At 45.5% G+C, this 22,261-nt stretch carries 20 protein-coding genes; 4 read left to right on the forward strand and 16 right to left on the reverse strand.

The annotated features are described in order from the left end of the window. Positions 1-73: 73 nt before the first annotated feature. A complete protein-coding gene (gene pgi, locus OH460_RS24675) occupies positions 74-1,726 on the reverse strand; it encodes a glucose-6-phosphate isomerase (RefSeq protein ID WP_269999866.1) in 1,653 nt (550 codons plus the stop codon). 326 nt (positions 1,727-2,052) lie between these two features. Between pgi and OH460_RS24680 the strand changes: the two genes are divergently transcribed. Then, positions 2,053-2,472, forward strand: a complete 420-nt coding sequence (locus tag OH460_RS24680) for a secondary thiamine-phosphate synthase enzyme YjbQ (protein WP_171762868.1) — start codon at positions 2,053-2,055, stop codon at positions 2,470-2,472. A 117-nt stretch (positions 2,473-2,589) separates the two neighbouring features. Here OH460_RS24680 and OH460_RS24685 read toward each other — a convergent pair whose 3' ends face one another. The 3 genes from OH460_RS24685 to OH460_RS24695 are packed head-to-tail and all read right to left on the reverse strand — an operon-like array spanning position 2,590 to position 6,302. Then, the gene (locus OH460_RS24685) at positions 2,590-3,795 is read right to left on the reverse strand and encodes a BamA/TamA family outer membrane protein (RefSeq protein WP_269999875.1); all 1,206 of its coding nucleotides are present in this window, start codon (positions 3,793-3,795) and stop codon (positions 2,590-2,592) included. Between the two features lie 23 nt (positions 3,796-3,818). Beyond that, a complete protein-coding gene (gene alr / locus OH460_RS24690) occupies positions 3,819-4,904 on the reverse strand; it encodes an alanine racemase (RefSeq protein ID WP_269999867.1) in 1,086 nt (361 codons plus the stop codon). Positions 4,905-4,910: 6 nt separating this feature from the next. Continuing rightward, the gene (locus OH460_RS24695) at positions 4,911-6,302 is read right to left on the reverse strand and encodes a replicative DNA helicase (protein ID WP_004741275.1); all 1,392 of its coding nucleotides are present in this window, start codon (positions 6,300-6,302) and stop codon (positions 4,911-4,913) included. 175 nt (positions 6,303-6,477) lie between these two features. On the opposite strand from OH460_RS24695, the gene OH460_RS24700 reads away from it, so the two are divergent. Continuing rightward, positions 6,478-7,362: a DUF481 domain-containing protein gene (locus tag OH460_RS24700; RefSeq protein ID WP_061034272.1), complete on the forward strand. Its 885-nt coding sequence runs from the start codon at positions 6,478-6,480 to the stop codon at positions 7,360-7,362. Positions 7,363-7,526: 164 nt separating this feature from the next. Here the strand turns inward: OH460_RS24700 and rplI are convergent, their stop codons facing one another. From rplI to rnr, 5 genes are all read right to left on the reverse strand, one after another. Continuing rightward, positions 7,527-7,979, reverse strand: coding sequence for a 50S ribosomal protein L9 (gene rplI / locus OH460_RS24705; RefSeq protein ID WP_008223927.1), 453 nt, complete (start codon positions 7,977-7,979; stop codon positions 7,527-7,529). A gap of 38 nt (positions 7,980-8,017) precedes the next feature. Continuing rightward, positions 8,018-8,245 carry a 30S ribosomal protein S18 gene (gene rpsR / locus OH460_RS24710; protein ID WP_000090472.1) on the reverse strand — a complete coding sequence of 76 codons (228 nt, stop codon included), beginning with the start codon at positions 8,243-8,245 and terminating at the stop codon, positions 8,018-8,020. 110 nt (positions 8,246-8,355) lie between these two features. Then, positions 8,356-8,745 (reverse strand): 30S ribosomal protein S6, encoded by a 390-nt coding sequence (gene rpsF, locus OH460_RS24715; protein ID WP_004741278.1) that lies wholly within the window; start codon positions 8,743-8,745, stop codon positions 8,356-8,358. Between the two features lie 570 nt (positions 8,746-9,315). Next, positions 9,316-10,056 carry a 23S rRNA (guanosine(2251)-2'-O)-methyltransferase RlmB gene (rlmB, locus tag OH460_RS24720; RefSeq protein ID WP_004741280.1) on the reverse strand — a complete coding sequence of 247 codons (741 nt, stop codon included), beginning with the start codon at positions 10,054-10,056 and terminating at the stop codon, positions 9,316-9,318. 138 nt (positions 10,057-10,194) lie between these two features. Next, on the reverse strand, positions 10,195-12,696 hold the full coding sequence (rnr, locus tag OH460_RS24725; RefSeq protein WP_061034271.1) for a ribonuclease R: 2,502 nt from the start codon (positions 12,694-12,696) through the stop codon (positions 10,195-10,197). 249 nt (positions 12,697-12,945) lie between these two features. On the opposite strand from rnr, the gene OH460_RS24730 reads away from it, so the two are divergent. Beyond that, a complete protein-coding gene (locus OH460_RS24730) occupies positions 12,946-14,355 on the forward strand; it encodes an amidohydrolase (protein WP_269999868.1) in 1,410 nt (469 codons plus the stop codon). Positions 14,356-14,483: 128 nt separating this feature from the next. On the opposite strand, the gene motX is transcribed toward OH460_RS24730, so the two are convergent. Together motX and OH460_RS24740 are read right to left on the reverse strand one after the other, a co-directional pair. Continuing rightward, complete coding sequence (motX, locus tag OH460_RS24735) at positions 14,484-15,119, reverse strand: flagellar protein MotX (protein WP_004741283.1); 636 nt, start codon at positions 15,117-15,119, stop codon at positions 14,484-14,486. Positions 15,120-15,405: 286 nt separating this feature from the next. After that, positions 15,406-16,722: an adenylosuccinate synthase gene (locus OH460_RS24740; protein ID WP_061034268.1), complete on the reverse strand. Its 1,317-nt coding sequence runs from the start codon at positions 16,720-16,722 to the stop codon at positions 15,406-15,408. A 172-nt stretch (positions 16,723-16,894) separates the two neighbouring features. Here OH460_RS24740 and OH460_RS24745 point away from each other — a divergent pair, with 172 nt between their 5' ends. Beyond that, a complete protein-coding gene (locus OH460_RS24745; RefSeq protein WP_004741286.1) occupies positions 16,895-17,083 on the forward strand; it encodes a DUF2065 domain-containing protein in 189 nt (62 codons plus the stop codon). A 214-nt stretch (positions 17,084-17,297) separates the two neighbouring features. On the opposite strand, the gene hflC is transcribed toward OH460_RS24745, so the two are convergent. From hflC to miaA, 5 genes are all read right to left on the reverse strand, one after another. After that, complete coding sequence (gene hflC / locus OH460_RS24750) at positions 17,298-18,278, reverse strand: protease modulator HflC (RefSeq protein ID WP_008223939.1); 981 nt, start codon at positions 18,276-18,278, stop codon at positions 17,298-17,300. 2 nt (positions 18,279-18,280) lie between these two features. After that, entirely contained in the window at positions 18,281-19,477 is a 1,197-nt protein-coding gene (gene hflK / locus OH460_RS24755; protein WP_008223941.1) for an FtsH protease activity modulator HflK, read from the reverse strand. Between the two features lie 27 nt (positions 19,478-19,504). Next, positions 19,505-20,812, reverse strand: coding sequence for a ribosome rescue GTPase HflX (gene hflX, locus OH460_RS24760; protein WP_269999869.1), 1,308 nt, complete (start codon positions 20,810-20,812; stop codon positions 19,505-19,507). A 44-nt stretch (positions 20,813-20,856) separates the two neighbouring features. Continuing rightward, entirely contained in the window at positions 20,857-21,120 is a 264-nt protein-coding gene (hfq, locus tag OH460_RS24765; RefSeq protein WP_269999870.1) for an RNA chaperone Hfq, read from the reverse strand. Between the two features lie 193 nt (positions 21,121-21,313). Then, positions 21,314-22,246: a tRNA (adenosine(37)-N6)-dimethylallyltransferase MiaA gene (gene miaA, locus OH460_RS24770; protein WP_269999871.1), complete on the reverse strand. Its 933-nt coding sequence runs from the start codon at positions 22,244-22,246 to the stop codon at positions 21,314-21,316. Positions 22,247-22,261: the final 15 nt, after the last annotated feature.

Raw genomic sequence — 22,261 nt, forward strand, 5'->3', positions numbered from 1 at the left:
TTAGATCGTTAGAGTTATAGATACAAAAACGCCAACCCTAAGGTTGGCGTTTACTTTTATGCTATCAACTCAATTAAGCTTTAAGTGCTTTGAATGCGTTGATTAGACCGTTCGTTGAGCTATCGTGAGATATCACTTCTGCGTCATCAGCAAGCTCTGGAAGAATTTGGTTTGCTAGTTGCTTACCAAGTTCTACACCCCATTGGTCGAAGCTGAAGATGTTCCAAATAACACCTTGAACGAAGATCTTGTGCTCGTACATCGCGATTAGGTTACCCAGAGAGCGAGGTGTAATTTGCTTAACAAGAATAGAGTTCGTTGGGCGGTTACCTTCAAACACTTTGAAAGGTACCAGTTCAGCTACTTCTTCTGCAGTTTTGCCAGCCGCTAGGAATTCAGCTTCCACTGTTTCTTTTGTCTTACCGAATGCTAGTGCTTCAGTTTGAGCAAAGAAGTTAGACATTAGCTTCTGGTGGTGATCAGATGCTGGATTGTGGCTGATTGCAGGCGCGATGAAGTCTGATGGGATCAGCTTAGTGCCTTGGTGAATCAGTTGGTAGAACGCGTGCTGGCCGTTTGTACCAGGTTCACCCCAGATGATAGGACCTGTTTGGTACTCTACTGGGTTACCTTCACGGTCTACAAACTTACCGTTTGATTCCATGTTGCCTTGCTGGAAGTAAGCAGCAAAACGGTGCATGTACTGGTCGTAAGGTAGAATCGCTTCTGACTCAGCGCCGTGGAAGTTGTTGTACCAAATACCGATTAGCGCAAGGATAACTGGGATGTTGCTTTCAAATTCAGTTGAAGCAAAGTGCTTATCCATCTCGTGAGCACCTTCTAGTAGCTCAACGAAGTTATCGAAGCCAACAGAAAGAGAAATAGAAAGACCGATCGCAGACCATAGTGAGTAACGACCACCAACCCAGTCCCAGAATTCGAACATGTTGTCAGTATCGATACCAAACTCAGCTACTGCAGTTGCGTTAGTCGATAGTGCAGCGAAGTGCTTAGCTACGTGCGCTTCATCACCTGCTTCAGCTAGGAACCAATCACGAGCAGAGTGTGCGTTCGTCATTGTTTCTTGAGTCGTGAATGTTTTTGATGCTACTAGGAATAGCGTTGTTTCTGGGTTTAGAGGCTTAAGTGTCTCAACGATGTGCGTACCATCTACGTTTGAAACGAAGTGCATGTTTAGGCGAGTTTTGTATGGCGTTAGTGCTTCAGTCACCATGTATGGACCAAGATCCGAACCGCCGATACCGATGTTTACAACATCAGTGATCTCTTTACCTGTGTAACCTTTCCACTCACCAGAAACGATGCGGTGTGTGAACAGTTCCATTTTTGCTAGTACAGCGTTAACTGCTGGCATTACGTCTTTGCCGTCAACCATTACTGGCTTGTCGCTACGGTTACGTAGTGCAGTGTGAAGCACTGAACGGCCTTCAGTCTTGTTGATCGCATCACCGCTAAACATCGCTTCAATTGCAGACTTAACTTCAGTCTCGTTTGCAAGAGCAAATAGGTGCTGCATCGTTTCTGCGTCGATTAGGTTCTTAGAGTAATCGACTAAGATGTCTGAACCGAAACGAGTAGAAAAGCTCTCGAAACGTTTTGCATCTTGAGCAAACAGCTCTTTCATATCCATATCTTGAGCAGACTCAAAATGAGCTGTTAGAGCTTTCCACGCTTGTGTTTGCGTTGGGTTGATATTTTTCAACATGGTATCTATCCCGATGTTACTGTAGGTTTTATTCTAAACGTCACCTAGGTGATGAATAGAACCCCCGATTAGGCGAAAGTTTATATTTTTCTGTGATGACCAAACCGCGTCACCACTGAAAGATTCTTTGTAATTTTTTTTCACGACGTATTATGCCGTATATGAAGAGCTGTACCTTGAGATAAATCAGGATTAGATTTCCTGAGACAGGAATCGGTACAGACTCTGGCTCTAACATAATTAAATGTGAGCGAGACCTGATAAATTCAAGTTCAAAAGATAGCCTCAAACCACTTTTTTTCCAAATACATTATAAAGGATGGCGTATGTGGATTCAGAAGACTATACACCTAAACGCACAAAAGCGTGGATTTCATCTCATTACTGATGAAATTGAACAACAGATACACGAGATGAGCTCCCTATCTGTTGGTTTATTACATCTATTTATTCAGCATACTTCTGCCAGCTTAACGCTCAATGAAAACGCCGATCCGACCGTCCGTAGTGATATGGAGTCACACTTCAACAAGTTTGTGCCCGAACGAGCGCCCTATTACAAGCATACTTATGAAGGTGATGATGATATGCCAGCTCACATAAAAGCATCGACACTTGGCAACAGTGTGACAATCCCTATCACCAATGGTCGTTTAGCTTTAGGAACATGGCAGGGCATTTACTTAGGAGAGCACCGAGACTATGGTGGTAGCCGCACTGTAGTTGCTACGATTCAGGGAGAGTAGACTGCTTAAAAGCAAGATCTTCATAATAAAAGCAATGCCTTCTTAATAAAAAAGAGTGGTGTATTTCCACGACCACTCTTATAAATACAGCGCTTGGCCTACTGTGGGCCAAATGCTTTAGAAAGGTTGGTTTATCATAACCCGAAAGGTCCCTTCATCACCGCCTCGCGCTAATTCCGCACGAACCACAATACCTTCCACTTGGAAACGAACCGCGCCGCCGAGGCTCCATTTCATATCCGTATGCAGTGTTTTGATGTCATACTCATCAGCAACGCGCCCAACTTCAGCAAACGCCACCCATTGCCACCAAGGCAAATCGTAGTAGTTAATCAGTGGGATATCACCCAGTGGCTGCCAATCTGGAAGTACACGGTATTCTGCAGAGTAATGCACCGCCGAGCGTCCATGATAGCGACCTCCGGTGTAGCCTCGTAAGCGATACAAACCACCCAATCGAGCTTGCTCCGTTTCTGGTGGACGAGCGCAGTCTTGACTTGAGCAGTTATCCCAAGTGGGCGTATCAGCCGTATAGAAATCAAATGCCACGACTTGTTGATCGAATAAGTCCCCCAACGGACCTAAAGCAAAATACTGGCTGTTTTGAAATGTCCACTTCAGCCATAAATCGTCGTTAGACCAACTTTCAGCACCAGTAGTGAACTCAAGGTTAGTATGAGAACCTTTGGTTGGATTACGTGTGCTATCACGATTATCCCAATCAAACGCAAAACTAAAGCCCGTCGCCTCTTCATTATTATTTAAACCTTCTAACTCTCGAGAAGTATAAAAAGGTGTAAAAATAATCGAACTGACACCCGACTCAACAGGTGAAGCAAAACTTACATCTTTAATTGGTTGAAACGCACCCAACAAACCATGTTCAGCAACATTGCCCCATGGCAACAGGTACTTAAACTCAAACTGATAGTTTTCTTCTAAGCCATCAGCAATGGTTTTGTCATCAATCGATGAATCGTTATCGCCTTGAGAGCCAATGTAATACGGGTTTTCGTTAAAACGAGCTTGGTACATCTGAGTGCTGAACAATATGTTCTCAGACAGTGCAAAATTAAAGGCAGATAGGAAACCGACATAGCTGTCTTTATCTGAATACAACGCCATACCAAACAAAGCGGCTTGAGGTTGCCAAACACCCTTTGCAACACCAGCAACCCCAAAGGTATTACCCATGGTTTCAGTGCTGAAGTAGAAAGGGACAAAGGCTGAGTCTTTTTCTTCACTCAGAGCTGAAGAAGAAAAGCTAACACCGAGTAATGCCATTGCTGACATCACTAGTTGTCGAGTGGTTCGCTTGAACATCATTTACTGTACTGAACCCATAGCTACTTCACATATTCCATCGCTACACGCGAGGTAAGCTTAGTAACCAGCTCGTAAGCGATCGTGCCGATATGTTCTGCGACTTCTTCAGAAGGTAACTCTTTCCCCCAAAGTGTCGCTTCATCACCGACTTTATCTTGAGCATCCGGCCCAAGGTCGACCGTTAACATATCCATAGAAACTCGGCCTGCAATAGGCACTTTTCGACCATTTACAAACACAGGTGTACCGTTAGGGGCGGTTCGAGGGTAGCCATCACCGTAGCCAATTGCGATAACACCAACCTTGGTATCACGTTCGCTGGTCCAGTTACCGCCATAACCCACGCTTTCACCTGCTTTCAAATCACGAACCGCAATCAGGTGAGAGGTGAGAGTCATCACAGGTAAAAAGCCAAGCTCTTGAGCCGACTTATCTACGAAAGGTGATACGCCATAAGAGATGATCCCAGGACGAACCCAATCTAAATGGCTATCTGGCCAAGCAAGTAAACCTGCAGAGTTAGCAAGAGAGCGCTCACCTTCACAGCCTTCAGTCAAAGACAGGAATAATTCAGTCTGTTGCTCTGTGGTTGCTTTATCTAACTCGTCAGCACAGCCAAAGTGGCTCATGTAGCGCAAAGGCTTAGCCACATTCACACATTGATGCAGGCGCTCAACGAAATCTTGATACTGTTCAGAGCGAACACCTAAGCGGTGCATACCACTATCGACTTTTAGCCATACCACAACCGGTGATTCTAGAACTGAATTTTCCAGAGCACTAAGCTGTTCTTCACAATGCACCACCGTTTGGATGTTATTGGTCACCAATATTGGTAAATCGCCTGAAGAGTAAAAACCTTCTAGCAATAAAACCGGCTGAACAATACCACCAGCACGCAGTTGTAAGGCTTCCTCAATACGAGCCACACCGAATGCATCTGAGCTTTTTGAGTGCTTAGCAATGTGCAGTAAGCCGTGACCATAGCCATTGGCTTTGACAACAGACATCACTTTGCACTGCGGGGCTTTCGACTTAATTTGGTTCAGGTTGTGCTCAAGCGCATTTAAATCAATGCTCGCGGTCGCCGCTTTCATATACGTCATTAGCGATTACTCGTCATCAAATGCAGGACCTGCATAGTTATCGAAACGGGAGTGTTGCCCTTGGAATGTAAGACGAACCGAACCGATCGGACCGTTACGTTGCTTACCGATAATGATTTCAGCGATGCCCTTCAGCGAGCTGTCTGGGTTATAAACTTCGTCACGGTAGATGAACATGATTAAGTCGGCATCTTGCTCAATCGAGCCCGATTCACGCAAGTCCGAGTTAACTGGGCGTTTATCGGCACGTTGCTCTAGGGAACGGTTAAGCTGAGAAAGTGCCACAACTGGAACGTTCAACTCTTTCGCTAGCGCTTTTAGGGAACGTGAAATCTCGGCGATCTCAAGGGTACGGTTATCAGACAGTGAAGGGACACGCATCAGTTGAAGGTAATCGATCATGATCATTGAAAGACCGTCATGTTCACGAGCAATACGACGCGCACGAGAACGAACTTCGGTTGGTGTTAGGCCAGAACTGTCATCAATGTACATGTTCTTCTTATCCATGAGGATACCCATGGTCGAAGAGATACGAGCCCAATCTTCGTCATCAAGTTGACCGGTACGAATTTTGGTTTGGTCTACGCGAGACAGGGATGCAAGCATACGCATCATCAGCTGTTCACCTGGCATCTCTAGCGAGAAGATAAGCACGGGCTTGTCTTGTTTCATCGCCGCGTTTTCACACAAGTTCATCGCAAACGTGGTTTTACCCATCGATGGACGAGCAGCGACAATGATTAAATCAGAACCTTGTAGACCAGCGGTCTTCTTGTTGAGGTCATTAAAGCCGGTATCGACACCTGTCACACCGTCTTGCGGAGTCTTGTACAGGATTTCGATACGCTCTAGCGTCTTCTCAAGAATGCTATCTACGTTTTGAGGGCCTTCGTTTTCGCTCGCACGACCTTCTGCAATCGCGAATACTTTACTCTCAGCAAGGTCGAGCAGGTCTTCTGATGTACGACCTTGTGGATCGTAGCCAGAATCGGCAATCTCATTCGCCACACCAATCAGGCTACGAACCAGTGCGCGCTGAGCGACGATATCCGCATAAGCGTTAATGTTAGCCGCACTTGGCGTGTTCTTAGCTAGGTCAGCAAGGTAGGCAAAGCCACCCACTTCTTCAAGTTGCTCACGCAGCTCTAAGTGTTCAGAGAGTGTAATAAGATCCAGAGGAGAGCTTTCTTCAAGGATATCTTTTACCGCTTCAAAGATCAGACGGTGAGGACGACTATAAAAGTCTTTGGCCACAACCTTTTCAGCAACCGTATCCCAGCGTTCGTTATCTAATAACAAACCGCCAATAACAGATTGCTCAGCTTCTAATGAATGTGGCGGGACCTTGATGGCGTCCACCTGATCTTTGGCTGATTTCTGACTTTTGGTATCCACTATGACTACACTCAATAACTAATAATGATCGTTCATTATACCCAAGAACACTCATTTGTAATCCGATCCTATGAGTTTGTTTTATTCTTCAGGAAGAATTTACTTATTGCTGACGGAATTAACCAAGGGTAGCATTACGATCTCGCCATTCATTCACTGTATAACTGAGGTATGCGTGTCCAAACTATTGGCTCTGAGCACAGGTCTTCTAAGCACTGGTCTCCTGAGCGCTCCGATGGCTTTAGCTGATGATGCTAAAACCGATGTTGATGCAATCCTCGACTCGATAGTAGTACCAGAACCTACTGCTGAGCCGATCGTCGTTGCACCAGCACCAGAAGAAAAAGATATGGATATCGCCCCAAGTGATACGAGTGACACTGAACTGCCAAGCCCACTAAAAACTGAAGTCGAATTTGGATATCAGTCGCATACTGGTAATTCCGATTCACGCTCTCTAAACGCACGCCTAAACGGTGAGTACACGGCTGGCCGCCACAGAACCAGTGGCGAATGGAAATACTACAACCTCTATAAAGATGGCGAAGAAGATAAAAGGCAATCAACTTACACGGCTCAGAGTGACTACAAGTTAAGCCCTAAAACCTATCTTTACGGCAGTTTTAAAGGCGTCGATTCACGATACAGTGCTTACTTTAAGGATTACACCGTTTCGAGCGGTCTGGGTTACCAGTTTTCGAATACCGAAGAATTCGTGCTGGAAGTCGAAGTGGGCCCGGGCTTTCGTTACCAAGAACCAAACCTCGATGAGCTAGACGATGATGACATCATCTTCCCAGAGATCGTTGAAGAAGCGATTTTCCGTGGCAACGTCAATACGTCTTGGCAGGTGTTGAAGAATTTGCAGCTAAAAGCCGATGTAACATTAGTGTCTGGTCACAGTAACTTGAAGTTCGATACTGAGTTAGAAGCGATCAACGATATTACTGACAATATCGCGCTGAAGATTGCACACTCTCGCCAGTACCACGACAAGGTACCCGAAGGGCTAGATAAAGAAGACTCGGTTCTCTCTATTAACCTGCTGTTCCAATTCTAATTTCCATGGCTGATTGTTCAGCCACTAGAGCTTTTGGATCATAGTAAGCTTTTTACTTACTGTAACCCTCCCTTACTCTTTCCTATATTCCAGACATAAAAAAACACCAGCCGAAGCTGGTGTTTAAAACTTTCATAAAGAAAGAATTCGTCTTGGTACTGAAATTACTCAGCTGCAACGATAGCGATTTTCGCAGTAGCAAAAACTTCAGAGTGAAGTTGGATGCTTACTTCGAATTCGCCGATGTTACGTAGAGCGCCTTCAGGTAGGCGTACTTCGCTCTTAGCTACTGCAACACCTGCCGCTGTGATAGCGTCAGCGATGTCACGAGTACCGATAGAACCGAATAGTTTACCTTCGTCACCAGCTTTAGAAGCGATAGAAACGCCTTCTAGAGAGTTAACTTTCTCTGCACGAGCTTCAGCAGCAGCTAGTTGCTCAGCAACTTTAGCTTCTAGTTCAGCACGACGAGTTTCGAACATAGCAACGTTGTCTTTAGTTGCCATAACTGCTTTACCCTGTGGGATAAGGAAGTTACGAGCGTAACCAGATTTAACGTTTACTTGGTCGCCAAGGCCACCTAGGTTACCGATCTTATCAAGTAGAATAACTTGCATTATCTTAGTCCTCTTAAACTATTATTAACTATTACCGATTACTGATGCTTGTCAGTGTACGGTAGTAGAGCTAGGTAACGAGAACGCTTGATAGCGCGAGCTAGTTGACGCTGGTACTTAGCGCTTGTACCAGTGATACGGCTAGGTACGATTTTACCAGCTTCAGTGATGTAGTTTTTAAGAGTTGCTACGTCTTTGTAGTCAATCTCTTGTACGCCTTCTGCAGTGAAACGGCAGAATTTACGACGACGGAAGAAACGAGCCATGGGCTATCTCCTGATCTTAAATTTAATAATGCAGCCTTTCAAAACTTAGGAAAGTGGTGAAAGACTTAAAACAAGTTGAGAATTTTTTAAGGCATTAAGCCAAAAAAGAATTACTCAGCAGCTGCTTCTGGTTTAGCTTCTGTACGCTCTTCACGACGAGGAGCACGCTCTGCACGCTCTTCTTTTTGCTTAAGCATAATAGATTGCTCAGTCACAGCGCCTTTAGTGCGCATGATCATGTTACGTAGAACTGCATCGTTGAAACGGAAAGCAGTTTCTAGCTCGTCAATCACTTCTTGACCAGCTTCAACGTTCATAAGAACGTAGTGAGCTTTGTGAAGCTTGTTGATTGGGTAAGCCATTTGACGACGACCCCAGTCTTCTAGACGGTGGATAGTACCGCCAGCTTCAGTGATAGAACCAGTGTAACGCTCGATCATGCCAGCAACTTGCTCGCTTTGATCAGGGTGAACCATGAATACGATTTCGTAATGACGCATTTGGTTGCTCCTTACGGATTATTAGCTTCCACGAATGGCTCGGTCGTCCAGAGGAAGCAAGGAACTAAAGATAAATGACCGAGTTTTAAGGACGGCAAATATTATAGAAAGAACCCTGTATTGGCAAGTGGTATTTGGCGAATAATGAAACAGTTTTTCTTTCGCCATTTAGGGGCTGTTAATCTTTCGAGCTGGCTTTTGCAGCTCTTTGTGGGAAATTGATACAAGACAGAGGCTTTGACGTGTAGCTAGCCTACATAAAAAGCCGATAACGCAGTAGAAATGAACCACAAAGGCTGCCCGAAGGGTTCGAGCTAGGCGCCCCCACTAAAATCATTTTATGCTTTGTTGAAGAATATTTGCGTAGAATGACTAGGCTACATAATCTTCGCCGCGCCTAAAACGATTTTATCTCGAACAAAACTCAACCACGAAAGAGCAACAGCCCCTTACCACCTGTGATTCTGTCAATTTGTCACTCGATGCCCTAAAAACAAACGCCCACCAGCAAGTGGTGAGCGTTAATAAATTCATAGACTTAAGTCGCTTAAGCCGGCGTCTCTTTAAAGGTTACTGAGCTAGACGCTGACGTACCGCTTCAAACAGACAAATACCAGAAGCCACTGATACGTTTAGGCTTGATACGCTACCAGCCATCGGAATCTTGATGAGGTCATCACAGGTCTCACGCGTTAGACGACGCATACCGTCACCTTCTGCACCCATTACTACGGCTAGAGGGCCTGTTAGCTTCGCTTGGTAGATGTCGTGCGTCGCTTCGCCCGCTGTACCGACAAACCATACACCTTGTTCTTGCAGAGCACGCATTGTGCGAGCTAGGTTAGTTACACGTACTAGAGGAACTGTTTCAGCCGCACCACATGCAACCTTACTAACTGTTGCTGTTAATGGAGAAGAGCGGTCTTTAGGCACGATAACCGCAGCAACACCAGCCGCATCCGCATTACGCAGACACGCACCTAGGTTATGAGGGTCTGTTACGCCATCTAGAACCAACAGCAATGGCTGTTCGTGCTGCGCTAGGATGTCATCTAGGTGAGTTTCGTTAAGCTGTTTAGCCGGCTTCACCTTAGCGATAATGCCTTGGTGGTTTGCACCTTGTGCTTTGTCATCCAGCGGCTTACGGCCCATCTGTTGAATGGATACACCAAACTGTTGTAGCTGATTCAGTAGTGGTAAAAGGCGCTCGTCTTGACGACCTTTTAGCACATACGCTTCGATGAAACGTGCTGGATCTTTTTCTAATACGGCTTTCACCGCGTGAATACCGTAAATAAATTCGTTACTCATTGTCTCAAATTACTCTTATTGCTCAGAGATGAACGGCACTAACTCCAATGCATCCAGCTCTGCGTTGTTTATTTCGAGAGTATGCGTTTCACGCCCGATACTCTCGCATTACATTCGTTGTTAACGCTTGACGGTGCCCTAAGACTTATCCGCCCTTGCCTTGCGAGTTGCTGAGCGCTTTTTCTTCGCTCGAGCTTTTGCTGCACCGGTCTTATTACGCGATTTTTTCTTCTTCTCAGAAGCTTCTGAACTACCGTCTGGTCGCTTAGTTGGCTCAACCAATGGTTTAGCTGCGACACCTGGTTTGTTGCTCTTCACTGCGGCGCGTTTCTTACTTTTCGCCTTTTTCATTGCTTCAGCAGCACGCTTCTTAGCTGTTTTACCTTTGCCACGAGGCTGACGAGCAGTGTCTTCCAAATCAAAATCAATTTGGCGAGTTTCTAGGTTAACTGCAGAAACCTTCACTTTAACCGAGTCACCCAAGCGGTAGATGTTACCTGAGCTTTCACCTACCAAGCGCTGACCAACCGCATCGAATTGGTAGTAATCGTTCGCGAGCGCCGAGATGTGTACTAGGCCATCAATGTGCAATTCCGTTAGACGCACAAAGAAACCAAAGCCGGTAACATTGGCAATCACACCGTCCATCACTTCACCGACGTGGTCTTGCATGTATTCACATTTCAGCCAGTCGTTCACTTCACGAGTTGCATCATCGGCACGACGCTCAGTCATTGAACACTGCTCGCCGTAGAAGTCCATTTCATCGAAAGTGTAGTGGTAACCGCCCGTTGGTGTCCAACGTTCGCTGTTACGCCCCTCTTCTTTCGCAATAAGGTACTTAATTGCACGGTGCAGTAGCAAGTCAGGGTAACGACGGATCGGCGAGGTAAAGTGAGCGTAGCGTTTTAGCGCTAGACCAAAGTGACCTACGTTATCAGCGTTGTATACCGCTTGCTTCATCGAGCGTAACAGCATAGTTTGGATTAACTCGCGATCTTCACGCTCGTTAATTTGCTGCATTAGCTTTGCGTAATCCGTTGGTGACGGAGACAAACCGCCGTCTAGCGATAAACCAAGTTCACTTAGGAAGTCTTTAAAGCCTGCTAAGCGCTCTTCACCTGGAGTTTCGTGAATACGGTACAGCGATGGCTCTTTCGCTTTCTCCACCAAAGATGCAGACGCGATGTTCGCTAGAATCATACACTCTTCGATGATTTTGTGTGCATCGTTGCGAACAACGGGTTCAATACGGTCAATCTTACGATCCGCATTGAAGATAAACTTAGTCTCTACCGTTTCAAACTCAATTGCGCCACGCTCGTCACGAGTCTGCTTCAGTACTTTGTACATTCTGTGCAGCTCTTCTAGATGCGGCACCTCTTGTACGTAACGCTCACGAAGTTCTTCGTTACCATCTAGGATCGCACCTACTTTATTGTAAGTAAGACGAGCATGAGAGTTCATTACCGCTTCGTAGTGCTTGTAGCCCGACAGCTTACCTTTGTCTGAGATAGTCATCTCACACACCATACACAAACGGTCTACTTGAGGGTTCAACGAACATAGGCCATTAGAGAGCACTTCTGGCAGCATTGGGACGACTTGTGACGGGAAGTATACCGAGTTACCACGGTTGATCGCTTCTTTGTCTAGTGCAGTATCAGGGCGAACATAGTAGCTTACATCAGCAATCGCTACCCATAGGCGCCAGCCTCCACCTTTCTTCGCTTCACAATAAACCGCATCATCGAAGTCACGTGCATCTTCACCATCGATAGTTACCAATGGCAATTTACGCAGGTCAACACGCCCTTCTTTCGCTTCTTCAGGTACATGCTCACCCAAGTTAGCAATTTGCTTATCGACAGCTTCAGGCCACTCATTTGGGATCTGGTGGGTATGAATAGCAATCTTGGTTTCCATGCCCGGAGCCATGTTCTCACCAAGCACTTCAGTTACCTTACCCATCATGTTACGAGAGCGACCGCCACGGTCAGTAATTTCAATCACAACCACATTACCCATTCGAGCTCCGCCTTTATGCTCGGTTGGGATAAGGATGTCATGGCTGATGCGCGAGTCGTCGGCAACTACATAAGAGTGACCATACTCCAAGAAGAAACGGCCAACAATTGGCGTGGTACGTTCTTCAAGTACGCGAACTAAACGACCTTCACGACGGCCACGCTTGCTGTTGTCCGTTGGCTGAGCCAATACGTAGTCACCGTGCATGATGGTTTTCATCTGATGGTGTGGCAGTAGAATATCGTCATCCTTGCCTTTGCTACCATCAGGGCGAACCCAGCCATGACCGTCTTTGTGACCAATCACGTAACCTTTCACTAGCTCTAACTTTTCAGGTAGCGCGTAGCATTGGCGACGAGTGAAGACCAGTTGTCCATCACGCTCCATAGCACGTAAACGACGACGTAGCCCTTCATATTGCTCCTCTCCAGCAAGGCCAAGCGCTTCGAATAGATCATTGCGGTTCATTGGGATATTCGCTTCCGTTAGAAACGATAAAATGAACTCTCGGCTTGGTACTGGATTGTCGTAATTTTTCGACTCTCGATCGGCAAAAGGGTCAACATTAGTGCTAGCTGTCGTGTTTTCTGACATCGGTGTGTTTTTTGACATAGGCGGGCCTGCTTAAGCAAGGAAGGTATATACCCCTAGTATATCCGATGCTAGAGGTAAGCTACAGATATGCTTTAGAAAACCCGAAAATAACCTCAGATTGATACATATCTTCATTTTGTGAAACATCACTTCATCATCACAAACTACCATAAGAATTTCGCGCAAACGATAAAACAAACGTTTGCCTCATGAATGAAATGCACTATTATCCAGACACTTTTACCAACTCCTGTTCTGAGTATTGATATGAAATTAAAACGCACCTTATTGGCTTCAGCAATGGCGAGCCTTGCGCTATTCCCACTCGCAAGTTCTGCGATGGAAAAGGCTGACCTAATGATTACCGATGCGATGGTTCTAACCATGAACCAAGACAAAACGGTTTATGAGAGCGGAACGGTTGTCATCAAAGACAACAAAATCATTGCGGTTGGTGATGCTTCACTAGAGAAGCAATACAAGGCTGAGCAAGTGCTAGACGTGGATGGCGACATCGTGATGCCAGGTCTAATCAATACTCACACCCACGTATCAATGACGGTTTTCCGTTCACTGGCTGATGATGTTCCAGATCGACTACACCGCTACATCTTCCCACTAGAGAAGAAGTTAGTATCACGCGACATGGTACGTATTGGTGCCAACTTAGGTAACGTTGAGATGGTTAAAGGTGGTGTGACGACTTACGCCGACATGTACTACTTCGAGGATGAGGTCGCAAAAACCGTCGATAAGATTGGTATGCGCGCCATCCTTGGTGAAACTGTGATTAAGTTCCCGGTTGCCGATGCTGCTAACGCCGAAGAAGGTATCAAGTACGCGCTGAACTTCATTGAAGAGTACAAAGATCACCCACGTATCACTCCAGCATTTGCACCACATGCGCCTTACACCAACACCACAGAGATCCTGCAAAAGATTTCTAAGTTATCACTAGAGCTCGATGTACCAGTGATGATCCACCTTGCAGAATCGCACCGTGAAGTAGAGAAGATCGCAGAGCGTTCAGAAGGCTTATCGCCGGTTCAATACATGGATAGCATTGGCGCACTCAACAAAAACCTAGTTGGCGCACACATGATCCTAGTTGATGACCATGACATTGAGCTTGTTAAAAAGTCGGATATGGGTGTCGCTCATAACATGAGTGCAAACATCAAGTCGGCGAAAGGCGTATCACCTGCACTACAGATGTATGACGAGAATGTACGTATTGGTTTAGGTACTGATGGTCCAATGTCTGGCAACACTCTGAGCACCATTGATGAATTCAACCAAGTTGCTAAAGTTCATAAGCTAGTCAATAAAGATCGTGCAGCGATGCCGCCGATCAAAGTGATCGACATGGCAACAATGGGCGCAGCAAAAGCCCTACACATGGAAGATAAGATCGGCTCTCTTGAAGCCGGTAAGCTAGCAGATATCATAGTGATCGACACTAAAGCACCAAACATGGTTCCTGTTTACAACCCATATTCAGCACTGGTGTATTCAGCTAACTCTGGCAATGTTCGTCACACGATCGTCGATGGCAAGATCATCATGCAAGATCGCGACATGCTAACAGTAGATGAAGATAAGATTCGTCAGGAAGCACTCGATTTCACTAAGGTAGTTCGTGAAACCGTTATCGAATCTGGTGAAGTAGTTCAATAAGTTCGCTATCGAATAACATGACCATCTAAACGTAAAAAGCCCCGCACTAATTCAGTTAGGCGGGGCTTTCTAGATCTTGTGACCTGTAATAATGAGTGCAGGAATCATTACAGGTTTCTTGTTCTGTATTACCAGAACACGTCTCGACGTTTTGCTCGAGCGATAATATTGTCTGGCATTCTCTTTTCCAAACCACTTCGCAATACAGTAATACGCTTATGTTGCCTTTGATCTGCCGTGACAGAGTTGTACAACCAGCGGTAGGCATCTTCGTAATCTAATGGACTGCCATAATCACGTAACAGCAATTCTGCTAGATGAATACTGGCACTCAGATTCCCCAGCGAGGCTGCTTCACGCAGGTATGGGATCGCACGCTCTTGGTCTTGTTGAACCAAGGTTCCACGAGAATAATAACGACCCAATTGCTCTAGTGCTGCAGGTAAACCTTGGTGTGCCGCGTTTTCCATATAGTAAAGACCAAGCTCTACATCTTGAGGAACGCACACGCCCCACGCCAGCATATCGCCGTATAAAAACTCATAAGAAGGCAAGCTAATACGCGTTGCACGAGCAACGATATCTTCAACTAACTGGCACTTATCAGCTTTCACTCGCTCTAGGTGTTGATTATTCTCGATTAAATTAATCAGTTCAGCTTCTGTATATATTGGAACTGGCTCCCCGACATCAGCCAAATTTGCATGACTCAAGGGTGAGCTCAGCGCCATTATCAATGAAGCTGCCACAATTCGTAGCTTCATACCTGCACTCTTTTATCGGTTTTAAAAACGAATCGAGCTTTTGGACACCCCAAACTCAATTACATTTCACTCACTATGATATCTGTATCGGCAACTCAGCGTATCGCTTTAGACAAAACTTGCCGCTAATGGGCAATATTTTGCCAGATGGCCTTCAAAAGTTCATCAAAGACGGCTTCGTTTTCAAATTACAGGTATAAAAAAGCCGACTTAAGAAAGTCGGCTTTTAGAAAACGATTTAATTATCAAAGCACTAAAGGTGCAGTGGTAATCACTCAATCAGGCATTATGCGCTGTATGGGTGAACCTTGATGATAGTTTCGTTACGGTCTGGACCAGTTGATACAATATCAATTGGCACACCTGTTAGGTCTTCGATACGTTTTATGTAATCAAGAGCAGCTTGTGGAAGCGCATCAATTGACTTAGCACCAAATGTGTTCTCGCTCCAACCAGGCATTGTTTCGTAGATTGGCGTCGCTTCTTCGAATGACTCAGCAGCCATTGGAGAAACTTCTAGGATAGAACCATCTTTCATCTTGTAACCAGTACAGATTTTTAGTTCTTCTAGGCCATCTAGAACGTCTAGCTTAGTTAGACACATACCAGATAGAGAGTTGATTTGGATTGCACGACGCATAGCAACAGCATCGAACCAACCAGTACGACGTAGACGACCAGTAGTTGCGCCAAACTCGTGGCCAACATCACCTAGGTGCTTACCTACTGGGTCTTGCTTGTCTAGGCCATCGTATAGCTCAGTTGGGAATGGACCAGAACCAACACGAGTACAGTAAGCCTTAGTGATACCAAGGATGTAACCGATGTGACGAGGACCGAAACCAGAACCTGCAGCAACACCACCAGCAGTAGTATTAGAAGACGTTACGTATGGGTAAGTACCGTGGTCGATATCTAGTAGAGTACCTTGAGCACCTTCGAACATGATCTTGTCGCCGCGCTTACGTGCTGCGTCTAGTTCGTCAGTTACGTCGATAACCATTGAAGTTAGTAGATCTGCGTAACCCATGCACTGCTCAAGTACATCTTCGTAGCTTACTGTTTCAGCTTTGTAGAAGTGCTCTAGTTGGAAGTTATGGAATTCCATTACTTCTTTTAGTTTTTCAGCGAACATTTCTTTATCGAAAAGGTCACCAACGCGTAGACCGCGACGAGCAACTTTATCTTCGTAAGCTGGACCGATACCACGACCAGTTGTACCAATAGCTTTCGCGCCACGAGCGATTTCACGCGCGTTGTCGATAGCGATGTGGTAAGGAAGAATTAGAGGACAAGCTTCAGAAACGAAAAGACGCTCGCGAACTGGGATACCGCGCTCTTCAAGAGGCTTCATTTCTTTAAGAAGTGCTTCAGGCGAAAGTACAACACCGTTACCGATAACACATTTAACGTTATCGCGCAGGATGCCTGATGGAATTAAGTGAAGAACGGTTTTTTCACCGTCAATTACAAGTGTGTGACCTGCATTGTGACCGCCTTGGTAGCGAACCACGTATTTTGCATCTTCAGTTAAAAGGTCAACGATTTTACCTTTACCTTCATCACCCCATTGGGTGCCTAGAACGACTACGTTATTTCCCATCTTTCCAATTTCTGTTGCTAATTAAAAATGGATTCTAGCACTGAATCACACTTCTTGCAGTCACTTTTTGTTCATAAACGTTAACGCTGTACAAAAATAAAACAGCGATTACGAAGGGCAGATCGCTAAAGATGCTGATATCATTATATTTTTATAGATATAAGGCAGCATCATGTCTGATTCAATTTGGCTCGCAATTGGGCTTGTTCTCATCGTTGAAGGGCTTGGCCCATTAATCGCACCAAATGGCTGGAGAAATATGGTCGCCCAGCTAAGCGAGCAGCCCGATACTCAATTACGCCGCATTGGTGGCTGCCTTGTTGTAGCTGGTGCCGTGATCGCCTTTATGACTCACCACTAACTCACATCACCGCTTCTCAGAATAGCTTCGCTACATAATTCCTGAGCTTCGCTAGCTGATAGATAGTTCGAGCAACCACTCTCCCATATCAGCTCAAGACAAGAAAAATAACAGAACTCTAAAAAGTAAAAAGGCTCCCACAATGGGAGCCTTTTAAGTCTTAACGTGTCTTGTTATTGAAGGTCAGCGTTTGCTGTTTCAATAACTGATCAGCTTATTTCGCTGGAGCACCGCTCGCTTGATTCATGTATTGGAAGAAGTCTGTCTTCGGATCCAGTACTAGAATGTCGCTCTTATCGCTAAATGATGACTCATAAGCTTGCAGTGAACGCATAAAGCCAAAGAACTCAGGATCTTTGTTGTATGCATCAGAGTAGATCTTCGCCGCTTCTGCATCTGCATCACCACGAGTTACTCGAGCAGTACGGTCAGCTTCAGCAAGTACTGTAGCAACTTCTAGCTCAGCTTGAGCACGGATAACTTCAGCACGCTCACGACCTTGAGAACGGTGCTTACGAGCAACCGACTCACGCTCTGCACGCATACGCTTGTAGATAGAGTCACTGATGTTGTCTGGAAGGTTGATTTTCTTCATACGGAAATCAACAATCTCAACACCTAGATCTTTCAGCGCACTTTCACGAGTATCTGCAAGTACGTTTTCCATGATCTTGTCACGCTCACCATCAACCTCTAGGGCTTCAGCAGCAGCAACTGTTGTCACTTCTTCACTATCAGCAGAATCTGGCAGTACATCGTTATTACGAGGGCCTGATACGATTTGCTTGATTTCACGAGAACCGATTTCAGAACGAAGAACGTCTGTCACTTTACGCTCAAGAAGTGCTTCTGCTGTTAGTGCGTTACCACCACCTGTTGCTAGGTAGTATTGACCGAAGTCTTGGATACGCCACTTAACGTATGAATCGATGATCACGTCTTTTTTCTCAGACGTTACGAAACGGTCAGAACGGCCGTCCATTGTTTGAATACGTGCATCAAGAGTTTTCACACGGTCGAACAATGGCAGTTTGAAGTGCAGACCTGGTTCGTGGATACGAGAGATGTCGTTAGTATCTTTCAATACACGACCGAAACGAATCACGATACCGCGCTCGCCTTCAGGAATCACGAATACTGACATCAGTAGCAAAGCTAACGTAACAACCAATACAGGGATCATTAATTTACGCATTATTAGTATCTCCCTTGACGTGAGCTATCTGAACGAGACTGAGAGCTCGACGCTGGTTCAGGTTGAGTTTCTAGTTCAATCTGATCGTAAGTCGATGGTGCCTTTGTTGAGCGAGTGCCCGACTGAGAACCACCTTGAGCGCCTAGCTTATCAATTGGTAGGTACAACAAGTTACCGCTTGATTCAGAGTCAATCAGGACTTTAGATGTGCTTGAGTACACTTTTTCCATTGTATCTAGGTACATACGGTTACGTGTTACTTCTGGAGCTGCTTGGTATTCAGGTAGCAGTTTCTCGAACTGAGCTACTTGACCTAGAGCACCATTAACTGTGCGCTCAGAGTAACCAACCGCTTCTTTCTTCAAACGCTCAGCACGACCTGTTGCTTTTGGAAGAATGTCATTTCGGTAAGCTTCAGCTTCACGTTCAAAACGCTCTTCATCCTCACGAGCCGCGATAGCATCATCAAATGCATCTTTAACTTGCTCAGGTGGACGTGCTGACTGGAAGTTCACGTCAACAATAAGAATACCCATATCGTAGCTATCGATAATACGGTTAAGCGTTTCTTGAGTGCTTTGACGAATCTGTTGACGACCACTTGTTAGGATGCTGTCCATCAGTGAGTCACCGATTACTGCACGAAGCGCAGAATCAGTCGCCTGACGTAAGCTGTCGTCCGCATTCGTTACACGATACAAATATTTGTATGGATCAGATACACGGTATTGAACACCCATCTCAACCGTAACTACGTTTTCGTCTTTCGTTAGCATGGTGCCAGAAGCACGTAGAGAACGAATCGCTTGAACGTTTACTAGCTGCTCATCACTGATTTGATCGATGAAACGTGGATGCCAGTTAAGACCAGGTTCTTCAATACGGTCGAATTGACCTAATCGAAGCACAACTGCTCTTTCTGCTTCGCCAACGGTGTAGAAACCTGCGAAGAACCAGATAGCAATAGCAATAACGGCAATGACACCAAAGCCAATTGCACCGCCACCACCAATAGATGGCCCGTTTCCGTTACCACCTTTTTTACCAAACTTGCCACCCAACTTTTGACTCAGCTTGTTAAACACTTCGTCTAGGTCTGGCGGTCCTTGATCTCGGCCACCGCGATTATTTTTATTACCCCAAGGGTCATTATCGCGGCCGTTATCGCCGTTGTTATTTCCAGGCTCATTCCACGCCATTAGAAAGCTCCATCATTTGATATGACGTTATACTGTAGCAGTCTCTGAGGTAACGATAAAGTCACCCAAGAGCGCCCCTTCTCTTTTTTCAAGTTTAGACCAATCTATCTGTTGCATTCGGATATCTATCAACAAGTTACCATTTTCATCATACTCTTCCTGTTGAATACATTTCAGCTGGAAAAATAAACTACGAATTCGGCCTTGATGTTGATGCGGAATACACAGTCGGTATTGAACCATTTGACTCGCTAAACGCTCAGTTAAAGCTTCAAACAGCAGTTCAATACCTTCGCCTTCCATCGCAGAAACCCAAACAGCGCGTGGTGCGCCCTCTTCGTCTCTATCAATGCGAGGTTTTTGGTCTTCCATGCAGTCGATCTTGTTCATGACTACAAGGGTTGGCACTTCATGAGCATCGATTTCTTCTAATACATCATGAACAGCCTGAATGTTCTCACGAAAGCGGTCATCACTGGCATCAACAACATGTAACAAAATGTCAGCTTCCTGCGTCTCTTGTAACGTAGCCTTGAACGCAGCGACCAAGTCGTGTGGTAGATGACGGATAAAACCTACGGTATCTGCGAGAATCGCAGGCCCGACATCTGACAAATCAATCTTACGTAGTGTTGGGTCTAGTGTTGCAAACAGTTGGTCTGCCGCATAAACACCGGCACTAGTGATTCGATTGAAAAGCGTTGATTTCCCCGCGTTGGTATAACCAACTAAAGAAACGGTTGGGATCTCAGCTCGATTACGAGCACGTCGCCCTTGTTCACGTTGCTTAGCTACCTTAGCTAAACGACGTAATATTGCCTTTATACGGTCACGCAACAAACGTCGATCGGTTTCCAGTTGAGTTTCACCTGGACCACGAAGACCAATACCACCTTTCTGCCTTTCAAGGTGAGTCCAACCACGAATCAATCGAGTAGAGATATGACGAAGCTGAGCGAGCTCAACTTGTAGCTTACCTTCATGAGTTCGCGCACGTTGTGCAAAGATATCTAAGATCAAACCCGTGCGATCAATCACACGACATTTACACAATTGCTCGAGGTTTCGCTCTTGGGCAGGAGAGAGGGAGTGGTTAAAAATCACAATTTCAGCACCGGTCAGCTGAACAGCTTGTGCGATTTCTAGGGCTTTACCTTCTCCGACATAGTATTTAGGGAGTGGGGATTGGCGGCTACCAGTAACCACTTGTAGCGTTTCTACCCCCGCAGAGGAGACCAGCATTTCGCATTCGCTTAGGTCTTCCCATTCTCCCTCATGCGTGAAGTTGATATGAACAAGTACGGCTCGCTCACCGGATTCATAACGGTCAAACAAGCAACCAACTCCTTATCACAGCATTTGCTGTGTTAATTGAACGATTAATCTTCTGTCTTCTCAGTACGATCAGATGGAGCACGTTGCTCGCCGCTGTGGTGACTTACTGCACGAGCAGGAACCACAGTAGAAATCGCATGCTTATAAACCATTTGGTTTACAGTGTTCTTCAGCAAGATCACGAATTGATCGAAAGACTCGATCTGACCTTGCAGCTTAATGCCGTTTACAAGGTAGATTGAGACTGGAATGCGCTCACGGCGGAGTGCATTTAGGAATGGGTCTTGTAGCGATTGCCCCTTAGCCATTTTATTTTCCTTATTTTGTATTTTGTTGTAATTATTTAGCTAGTGGTGCACAAAAAGGTGCGGCCTTTGCATCTGAGCTAAATGAATAAAAAAACTCCGTTGTTATTGAAAGGCTGTGATTTTAAAAAGCCTCAATAACGGATCCTTTCCAGAGTATATTCACGCAAAAGCGATCACATTATACACAGCAATGCTAATCAGATGCTATTGCATCTGAAAGAGTTTCTAACGCTTGATCAATGTTTTCGCTATCCAACCAAGTTAAATCATCCCAACTGCGCAACCAGGTGATCTGTCGCTTGGCCAACTGACGGGTTGCACAGACACCACGGAAAACCGCTTCGTCTAAATCACAATTACCGTCTAAATAATCCCACATCTGCCTATAACCAACGCATCGGATCGATGGCAATTCAGGATGAAGATCTTCTCTGGCGTACAGCGCCTTCATTTCTTCTTCAAACCCTGCTTCGATCATCTTCTCGAAACGCAGCTCAATGCGGCGATGGAGTTCTTTCCTTTCCTTGGGAGCTATTGCAAATTGTTTTACACGAAATGGCAGGCTATCGCCTTTCGTTTGAGTTAGCTCTGTTAATGTTTTACCCGAAATTCGATAAACTTCCAATGCCCTTGAAAGCCTTTGTGGATCATTTGGGTGTATTCTTTCAGCGGATACGGGATCAATCTCTCTTAATTGATCATGTAATGCTTGCCAACCTTGCTCAATAGATTCCGCTTCAATCTGCTTACGAATCTCGGGATCCGCAGCCGGTAGTGGCGATAAACCTTCCAACAACGCTTTGTAGTAAAGCATAGTGCCGCCCACCAAAATAGGGATCTTGCCTTGGGCAACGATCTCGTTCATCTCTTTCAGTGCATCACGACGAAAATCTGCCGCAGAGTACGCTTCGCTTGGATCAAGAATATCAATCAAGCGGTGAGGCGCGAGCGCAAGCTCTTCTGCATCCGGTTTAGCGGTGCCAATATCCATGTCTTTGTAGATAAGTGCCGAGTCGACGCTGATGATCTCTACTGGGTATTTCTGACGTAAGCGGATAGCTAAATCTGTTTTCCCTGATGCCGTTGGGCCCATTAAAAACAACGCTAAAGGTAATTTTTCAGTCATGATAGTTAGTATTTG

This window comes from Vibrio sp. Makdt, from assembly GCF_027587015.1.
In the GTDB taxonomy this organism is placed as follows: domain Bacteria; phylum Pseudomonadota; class Gammaproteobacteria; order Enterobacterales; family Vibrionaceae; genus Vibrio; species Vibrio chagasii_B.